Below are 8324 nucleotides of genomic sequence, written 5' to 3'. Positions count from 1 at the left end.
TGTCAGAGTGGTCTTACCATGATCAACGTGACCAATGGTGCCCACGTTTACGTGCGGCTTGTTACGCTCAAATTTTGCTTTAGACATTCGACCAATCCCCCTAATCAACCAGGATCGTAACGTTGACCGGAAAAAAAAGTGGAGCTCATGACCGGAATTGAACCGGTGACCTCATCCTTACCAAGGATGTGCTCTACCGACTGAGCTACATGAGCATTAAAACCAAATTGGAGCGGGCAGCGGGAATCGAACCCGCGTCATCAGCTTGGAAGGCTGAGGTAATAGCCACTATACGATGCCCGCGAGCAATTAGTGGTGGAGGGGGCTGGATTCGAACCAGCGAAGCTTTCGCGTCAGATTTACAGTCTGATCCCTTTGGCCACTCGGGAACCCCTCCCGTACAAATTCGCTGTCGCGAATCTGCTAAAACCTTAAAGTGGAGCTGGCGGACGGAATCGAACCCCCGACCTGCTGATTACAAGTCAGCTGCTCTACCAACTGAGCTACGCCAGCTCACATTCGCCTCGTCAGCGAGGGCGGTATACTACGGATTTTTTTTCGGCGTTGCAACACCTTTGCAGGTACCACTTTCAACAAACTCGAAGTTTTTGCCGATTTCCGCTTCAACCGCTTGAACCGTCTCGGTTTCCCGGTCAGATTCCACATCAAAAACGAGGGCGTATCCTATACGATTACGGGGGAACTTGGCCAGTACTACATTAAGATTATCCCGTTTTTTTTCTGCCAGTACCGTTTCAGCAGCTTCCCGAGACTCAAAAAGCCCCAGGGATATGGCATTCCGGTACTCTCCGGACGCCACCACATAGGATTCGACCCCCCGGGCCGACAAGGCCCGGAACTGATCCATAGCAGCTTGTTCCGGCTGAGGGGGTATCAAGACCCAGTTCAGTGGAGCAAGTTCCACCTCCTGTTCTTCGACGACGTAGTCCAGCCCCGCGGCCTCTCCCGCCGCCCTCGCTTCGGCGTCGCTGTCAAACCACCCCGCACGCACGCACAGGGTTTCCACGCCAGGCCCCGGCACAGGTACAACGGGCTCTGATGTTTTCAGGCTGGTCACTCGGGGCAAGGCTCCTCCGGACGAAGGATCAGTTCCCCCGATACCCTGCCACTGCGGCAACCACCACACCAACAGGTTGACGGCCAGGAGAAAGAACGCAATCCACTTCATTCGCCCTTCCCACCCTGTGCTACGGCCTGAAGGCCCTCAAACACCAGGCCCGGACGAACCTCGGCCTGCAAGCCGAGATCAACAAATCTTTGAGCATCGCCGCCAGTAAGCAAGACGCGGCGTAAATTGTGGACCCTGGCGTCAGCATTAATACGCTCGATAACCCCGAGGGTCAGCCACGCCAACCCATGGTTGGCACACTCCCCGGTTGAGCGACCGGGCAGGGTATTGACCTGGTCGTCGTGTTCGAACCCGATACGTGCGGCATCCAGCTTCAGGCTTCGGCGCATCATTCTCAGCCCTGGCAGTATATAGCCCCCGATGTGGGCACCGCTTTCGGCCACGTAATCCACGGTAACCGCACTCCCCGCGTCAACAACTGCAAACCCGCCGGGATAACGCGACCAGGCGCCCACCATTCCGTGCCAGCGATCGGCGCCCATTTTCCGGACATCCTGATAGGAGTTCACCAGCCCCTGACGGGATGATTCAGACCAATAAAAGGTTACCGGCGCACGGGTAACGCGGGACAGGGCTTGCTCCAGCTCCCGGCAATTCTGCTCGGTTGCGACAGAAGATACGGCAACCCGCGTAATGTCAGGACCGAAGTGCGCCAGGCCTGCAAAAGGCGCCTTCTCGTCCAGCATCGCGGCACCCTCAGCCTTCACCTGACCACCCTGAACCACACGCCACTTTATCCGGGTGTTACCAGAATCGACCAACAACATCATGGCTGCACCCGAAGGCTGATATCGCCCGCGCGAACCGGCACCACCCCAGCGTCGGTTTTCAGTAGGTAGTTACCGCCGTCATCGATACCGGCGCCGGTTCCGGCAACCTCGCCACCACGGCTGACCAGCTCCTGTCCGCAGAATATGTCCCTTTCCTGCCAGGCACTCCTGAACACTGCAAAGCCCTGTCGCTCGAACGCATCAACGGTACCCAGGATCTCCCTGATAACATTTGCCGCCAGGGCATTCCTCGCCCAGGCTATATCCGGCCAGCGCTCAGCCAGGCTGATCCATGGCTGATCGACCTCTTCCGCCCGGGTCATATGCACATTGATACCAATACCTGCGATTACCTGGACGACGCCTTCCTGCAATTCACCCTGGATTTCCACCAGGATACCGGCAAACTTCCGGCCATCGGCAAACAGGTCGTTCGGCCACTTCAGGCCAACACCTTCGGCACCCATAGCCTCCAAAGCCCGGGCCACCGCTACGCCCAAGACCAGGCTCAAACCTTCCAGCGCGGCGAACCCACCCTGCAGGGTCAGCCCCATACTCAGATACAGATTCTGCCCTTTCGGGCTCGCCCAGTTACGCCCCCGGCGACCGCGCCCTGCAGTCTGGCAATCGGCAATGACCACCGGTATAGCCCCTCCGGCGCCGGATAAACGCTGCGCCACCTCGGCATTGGTGGAACCCACTTCCGGTAATACCTCCAGGTTGATACCGGACAACAGCTCGCCGGGTAAACCCGCCAACACCTGCCCGCGATCCAGCAGGTCTACCGGTGTGACCAGCTGATAGCCCTGCCCCCGGATAGTTTTTATCTCTACGCCTTCATCCATGATTTTCCGGAGCTGCTTCCAGACAGCCGTGCGGGATACTCCCAGGGTTTTCGCCAGGGACTCTCCGGAATGAACGGCGCGATCGCTCAGCAGTGACAACAAGGTGTTGGATTTCATGAAACCGGTTCCAGGGGTGCAAAGAATCAGCCCCGGATTAAACAACAGGACGGCCGAAAAAACAAAAAGGCAGCGCCCGGGCTGCCCTTTTCTCATGCCGGATGGTCATCAGGGGATAGGCGTTGCGGTCAGGTTTGCCCGAATATCCACGTTCTGTAACACAGCACCGTATACCGCAGTCTGCGCGCCGCCCACCGGGTGAATCATATCGATATTGTTGATGGACAGCTCCTTGAAGCTGCTTTGTGCCTGCACAGCGAACCCGAGAGGGTTCTCAACCCGCTTTACACCGTCAACCGTCCGGATGACCCGCGTTGGATACACATCAACTGCAAGATCGGTTCGGATACCGTAGGTATTGTCGTCCTGGCCATCGCCGTCGAAATCACCGCCGTCGCTTGTGTGGATATCATTCAGCAGTATCGCAGTGCCAGATCCGTTTACCGGCCGGCCCTGCCCGTCCACGCTGCGATTGGTTTCCCACAGCAAGGCGTTTTTCTTGTCGTCACTTGCAGCCGGTGCCAGCACCTTTGCCATCGCGATTGAAACGCCCTCGTCGCCCCGGGTCTCCCAGGTGCCACCTGAAGCCCCACAGGCCGCCGCAGAACTTCCACTGCCACCCACACAGACATCACCGGCGCCGCCGGGTCGTATCAGCGCACTGCTGTCTTTCTCATAGCTTTGCATCCGGAGGCGACCGAAGCTTGCGCCATCATCGCTGGTTCCAACCCGAACATTGCCCACATCCATAGTGCCCCAGGCTTCTTCGGTGGCCATGGCGAGCCCCTCTTCGGTAACATCCACGGTCATGTTACGGACGTGGCCGTCATAGGTCATTTCGGTCAGCCACAGGCCTTTCTGGGGGACCTCGCCAGCACCCTCATCATAGGGCGCTGCAACCACCGCAGCTTTTCCGTTGCGGACATGGATATCGGAATTGATCGTCAGCCCCTCGCCGGAAGCGCCCCCGGCGCCCAGGGTGATATGCCCATCCATATCGAATTCGTAGGCGGGATAGAACCCCAGGGCCAGCAGCAGTTCGGTACCCCCTTGCAGAGGGGCATTTTCATCCCCCACCCTCAGGCCGTTTATACGGTACCCGGCACTCAGGTCTTCAAACCCGATCCTTAAACCATCATAGAAGCGGGTACCGTTGCGAATTTCATTGCGGGTGACATTCACCGTTAAATCGCCCTGCCCCCATGACTGCAACCCGCTCACGATCACCCGATTGCCGTTGTCGGTGTAGCTTAAGTCTGCATTCGACAGGCTCCATTCGGCAGCCAGGCGCAAACCCTGGGCGCCGGCATCCTGGTGGCCACCACCTTGCAGATAAACCGCGTTGGTATAGTTTCGACCATTGAAGGCGCGGTCTTCGAAGGCGAAGGCGAGGTTAACCGAGCCAAAGCTCTGGCCACTGGCTCCCACTTCAACCGAACCCACAGCCAGCTCCCCTTCCAGGCCACCCAGAGTGAGCCCCAAGGCTGGCCGGCCCTGATTGTCATTGGTGACATCAATCCGCAAGTCGTGGATCCGGTACTCGCCGGTTATGTCCCTTAATGCTAGGGCGTTGCCATCGTCAAGGTATAAGAAATTGGCGCTGTGGATGGTTGTTTCATTATCGATTCTCAGGCCCTGGCCCTCACGGCCGCCTGCCTTGATTCCTGTGCGGGACGAGATCCGGTAATCGCCCTCCAGGCCCCCATAACTGGCCAGGGGCGCCCCGCTCGCATCTGTTGCGCGACCATAGATGAGCGGATCGTTACTGAAACGGATCGCGCCGATTTTCCAGTTACCGGTTACATTCTCCGAGATCAGTTCGAGAGTGTCCCCAACCTGCTCCAGGGTGATTCCCAGAGCTTCCACATTCATGGTGATGTCGTCGAGAAACACCGAGTTGCCGTTGGTCCGATACCCCAACCGGCCGCCGGTCATGGTGTAGGCCGAATCAAAGGTGTAGCCACTGCCGCCAACACCGCCGCCCTCCCGGATACTCAGGGTGCCTTGCAGCGAATGGTCAAAGAAGATCCCGCCCATACTGACGCCGGGCGCCCCTGCCAGGCGAATATCGGAAAACTCGACCCGACGGTCTTCCACCAGGTAATCCAGGTTTAGCGAGGCATCGGCACCGATATCGATACGTGTCCGGTGAAAAGCTCCCTGCCCGGGCGTTTCTGACGAGCCTACCTTCAAGCCTTCAAGGTGCGCGCCTCTGCCGTCATCGTAGTAGGACACCCGGTCTGCGGACAGCTGCAGATCCATCTCCAGCGTGATGCCGCTCTGGCCCTGGATCCGGGACAGCTCGCCGTCATCCAGGCTTTGCATATCCGCCCAGGCAACACCGCCGGGCACCCCGGTAGCAACCAGCATCAGGGCCGCGCAGGTTTTAGGTAAACCAATCACCTTGGCCATAATCTTCTCCCCCTATGGATTCCCTTCCGGAAACACCAGCAGATTCCCCTGCATCAGCACATCGCCCTGCATTTCCACGGCGAAGATATCCGTTTGCATGAACCCGGGATCCGTCGGTCTGGGTGTGTTACTGGCGGCAATCTTGAACTGCACATCGTTGAACCGCACAGTATCCGGCAGGCCCAGTTCAATGACGTCGCGATTAAACAACTCGCCGTCACCACCAAAACCGGAATCGATTGAGCGCACCCGCAACGTAAGCCCCTCGAAGGCGAACATGCCGCGAATCTCGTCCAGCACCATCCAGCCGCCACCTTCTTTCAACTGATAGGCAAGGCGGGCACCGCACTTCTTGTCCTGCTCGTTGCAGCGGCCAAAATAATCGTTCTGGATCGGGCCGCCCAGTTCGTTGATGCTGATATCGCCAGACAAGTAAATGCCACCACGGCCGGAAACTTCTGCCATACCCGCATCGTCCAGAGGGGCCATCTCCGCAATGGCGAATGGGCTGCACATCAGCGCGGCCACTATTGCTGCTGCCTTGCTCAGAAGTTGGTGTCTGCTCATTGCGCCAGATCCTTTGTCTGAATTTGCAGGTGCTGGATCAGCATGCCTTCAACCCGTGCCGATCCGAAATTCTTTTCGCCGACACTGAAATCGCCGATGTGAACGTTACTGCGGAATTCCGGGTTGGAGTAATAGTCGTTATAGAAATCCCAGGTGGCGGCATCGCTGCCCGCCCGCTGACCGTTGGCCGCAATCTGGCCAGTGCCCGGGGCATCGATGGTATCGATCTCAAGCAGGAAATTACCGCTGCCGTCGACATCGAAGTAGATAGGTTGGAGCCTGTTACCAAGGGCCAGTTGCAGCACAAAGTCCGACATCACAATATTGGAGCCACAATTGCTGCCGTCCTGGCTACAGGCATTGATGGTGAGTTCCGGCGAGTAAAAGTTAAGACGGAATTCACCGGCCATCTGGCGCCGTTCGTCATCCCCCCAGAGCCGGAGATAACTGCCATCAATTACCGCACTGCGGGCGTGCAGGTTCAGGTTGGCAGAGCGGTCATCGCCAACGGCAACGTTCATCTGCATACCCATATCCGCGCGCTCGCCCTGCCAGTCTTGCGTAGCCGGGCGGCTGGAACAGGTACCACTTCCAACAGCAGCGGAACCACCAAGGCAATCGTAACCCTGCGCAGCGTCTACCATGGCAGGGGCGGCGAATTCGAGAACCGCCTTGTTAGTGATTCCGATGTCGTTACCGTCGACCACGTCAATGCGCCACGGATTCAGCAAGCGCCCCAGATTCACCGGAGTCAGGTTCGTTCCGTAGTCACTACCAGAACCGACGATGTAAAGATGGTTAACGGTGATATCGACCTCACGGCCGTCCGTGCTTTGTATACCGGCAATGCGGAAGATCCGGGCCTGTTCGCCGTTAACGTCCGGCGCATCCGTGCCGTGGGAGAAGATGAAGTTTTCCAATACCAGGCCAATGCCGGCGCCATCGATTTCAGAGAGTTCGCCGTCGTTGAGCTTTTCGAGTTCTGCTGTGGCCGTAGCGGGCAACAGCGAAAGGCCGAACATCAGGGATGGCAAGAGGACCTTTAAGAACGTGGATTTGGAGGGCGAAACCATCAGAACAGCCCCCGGCCACGGTCAATGTATTCCGTTCTTTGTCGCGCAATGCCGTTCAGTGCTTCGGCGAGATTAACCTCAACAGCACCATTCGGAATGTTGAAGAATGCGCCGGATGTTGTGCGGATAAAGTCTTCGGGGCTCGCACTGGTGTTTCGGACATCTTTCAGCCATTCCAGGTCTTTGGTTTGAAATGAAATGAAGGCACCCTCTTTCGGGGAGGTAATAAAACGGTTTTCATCTTCATCGGCGGTAAGCTCGCCAACTGGAAAGCTCTGATATTGCTCCAGCGGAAAGCAGGCCTCGATACCGAGCACCTCACAGCCCTGAGCTACGACGATCACGTCGCATGTGCCACCGAAACCCAAAAATCCACCCTGGCAATTACCTACGGACAAATCCGAACTGAGCGTTCCTTTTATCAGATCAATAATGCCCGCTACATTTCGGTTAACGCCCTCCAGCACAAAGGCTTCTCCATTGGGAACACCGATATACTGCGCACGGACCGGGTCAGGGTTACCGGCATTGGGGGAATCCGGTCCCTCAACAAGCCTTGCCTTGGTTATAAGGGGGCTACTACCCGCCAGGACTGGCGTTAAAAGGCCGATCAGCCTGTCGAATGCGTTTCCCTGGCTCTCAGCCGCACTAAGCCCTTGCCCTTGATCGATAATGTCGATATTCACATTACCCGTGAGACTTTGAATGCTGCCCGACAAAACACCCATCGCTTCGCCGAAGCCAAGACGAACACCGACAACTTCATTAGTGGTCTCGTCGAACGCGAACTCAAAAAACGGATCCGTTATCCGGAAAGGTACGATTTCCCCTTCGGCGTAAGCTGTGCCGTCGGGCTTCAGTTGTCGCGCGGCTTTAGGATTATTCAGGAAGTAGTCTTCGCTATGAATATAGCCAAGGGCAAAATCATTGATAAGGACATCAGACGAGCCTTCGCGCTCCCCTTCACGCTCATAGCGACCAACTTCGAGCACATCGACATTGGTCTGGATTTCGATATCCATACCAAGATTGACCCGAGTATAGGCTGTGTTCTGAGCGGGGTCCGGATGGTAATCACGATCAACGGAAAGAAAGGCCTGACCGGTAACCTCAGACATTTCCTCATCAGAAATAGGATCCAGGCCTGCAATTGCGGAGGCAGGCAAAATCAGGGCGCTGGCCAGTACTGCTTGTAGCTTTTTACTCATAGTCTCACCCGACTGCCGTATATGAAAACGCAGCGAAAACGTAAGGGGACTGATGAGTGTCTCTGTTGCCGGCTCTTTTTGTGGTTCTGGTTGGCCAGTCTTTTATGAATATTAACTTTTTCGGGTGCGGCGGGTTGTGCGGCTGATCATATTTCGGACAGAATCGAGTAGGAGGGGGAGTT

Annotated in this window: 8 protein-coding genes and 4 tRNA genes; all 12 read right to left on the bottom strand. The window is 56.9% G+C overall.

What is annotated here, in order from left to right; all coding sequences use genetic code 11:
• Nucleotides 1-87: GTP-binding protein (locus Q668_RS17020; RefSeq protein WP_227498330.1), on the bottom strand; the 87-nt coding region annotated here is incomplete at its 3' end.
• Nucleotides 88-139: 52 nt separating this feature from the next.
• Nucleotides 140-215 (bottom strand) — tRNA-Thr (locus Q668_RS16400).
• Nucleotides 216-228: 13 nt separating this feature from the next.
• Nucleotides 229-303 (bottom strand) — tRNA-Gly (locus Q668_RS16395).
• A 10-nt stretch (nt 304-313) separates the two neighbouring features.
• A tRNA-Tyr gene (locus tag Q668_RS16390) sits at nt 314-397 on the bottom strand.
• Between the two features lie 40 nt (nt 398-437).
• Nucleotides 438-513, bottom strand: a tRNA-Thr gene (locus Q668_RS16385).
• Between the two features lie 31 nt (nt 514-544).
• Nucleotides 545-1078: a hypothetical protein gene (locus Q668_RS16380; protein ID WP_227498388.1), complete on the bottom strand. Its 534-nt coding sequence runs from the start codon at nt 1076-1078 to the stop codon at nt 545-547.
• Nucleotides 1079-1185: 107 nt separating this feature from the next.
• On the bottom strand, nt 1186-1920 hold the full coding sequence (locus Q668_RS16375) for a type III pantothenate kinase (protein WP_022990714.1): 735 nt from the start codon (nt 1918-1920) through the stop codon (nt 1186-1188).
• Complete coding sequence (locus tag Q668_RS16370; protein WP_022990713.1) at nt 1917-2882, bottom strand: biotin--[acetyl-CoA-carboxylase] ligase; 966 nt, start codon at nt 2880-2882, stop codon at nt 1917-1919. Before Q668_RS16370 ends, Q668_RS16375 begins: the two co-directional genes overlap by 4 nt.
• Nucleotides 2883-2990: 108 nt before the next feature.
• Nucleotides 2991-5294 carry a DUF6160 family protein gene (locus tag Q668_RS16365; protein WP_022990712.1) on the bottom strand — a complete coding sequence of 768 codons (2304 nt, stop codon included), beginning with the start codon at nt 5292-5294 and terminating at the stop codon, nt 2991-2993.
• 12 nt (nt 5295-5306) lie between these two features.
• Nucleotides 5307-5861, bottom strand: a complete 555-nt coding sequence (locus Q668_RS16360) for a DUF6160 family protein (RefSeq protein WP_022990711.1) — start codon at nt 5859-5861, stop codon at nt 5307-5309.
• Nucleotides 5858-6883, bottom strand: coding sequence for a hypothetical protein (locus Q668_RS16355; protein ID WP_227498387.1), 1026 nt, complete (start codon nt 6881-6883; stop codon nt 5858-5860). The genes Q668_RS16360 and Q668_RS16355 overlap by 4 nt, the downstream gene beginning before the upstream one ends.
• Nucleotides 6884-6933: 50 nt before the next feature.
• Complete coding sequence (locus Q668_RS16350) at nt 6934-8142, bottom strand: hypothetical protein (protein WP_036220424.1); 1209 nt, start codon at nt 8140-8142, stop codon at nt 6934-6936.
• Nucleotides 8143-8324 lie beyond the last annotated feature (182 nt).

This window comes from Marinobacter sp. ES-1, assembly GCF_000475255.1.
GTDB lineage: Bacteria > Pseudomonadota > Gammaproteobacteria > Pseudomonadales > Oleiphilaceae > Marinobacter > Marinobacter vinifirmus.
This window is presented reverse-complemented; position numbering and strand designations above follow the sequence as displayed.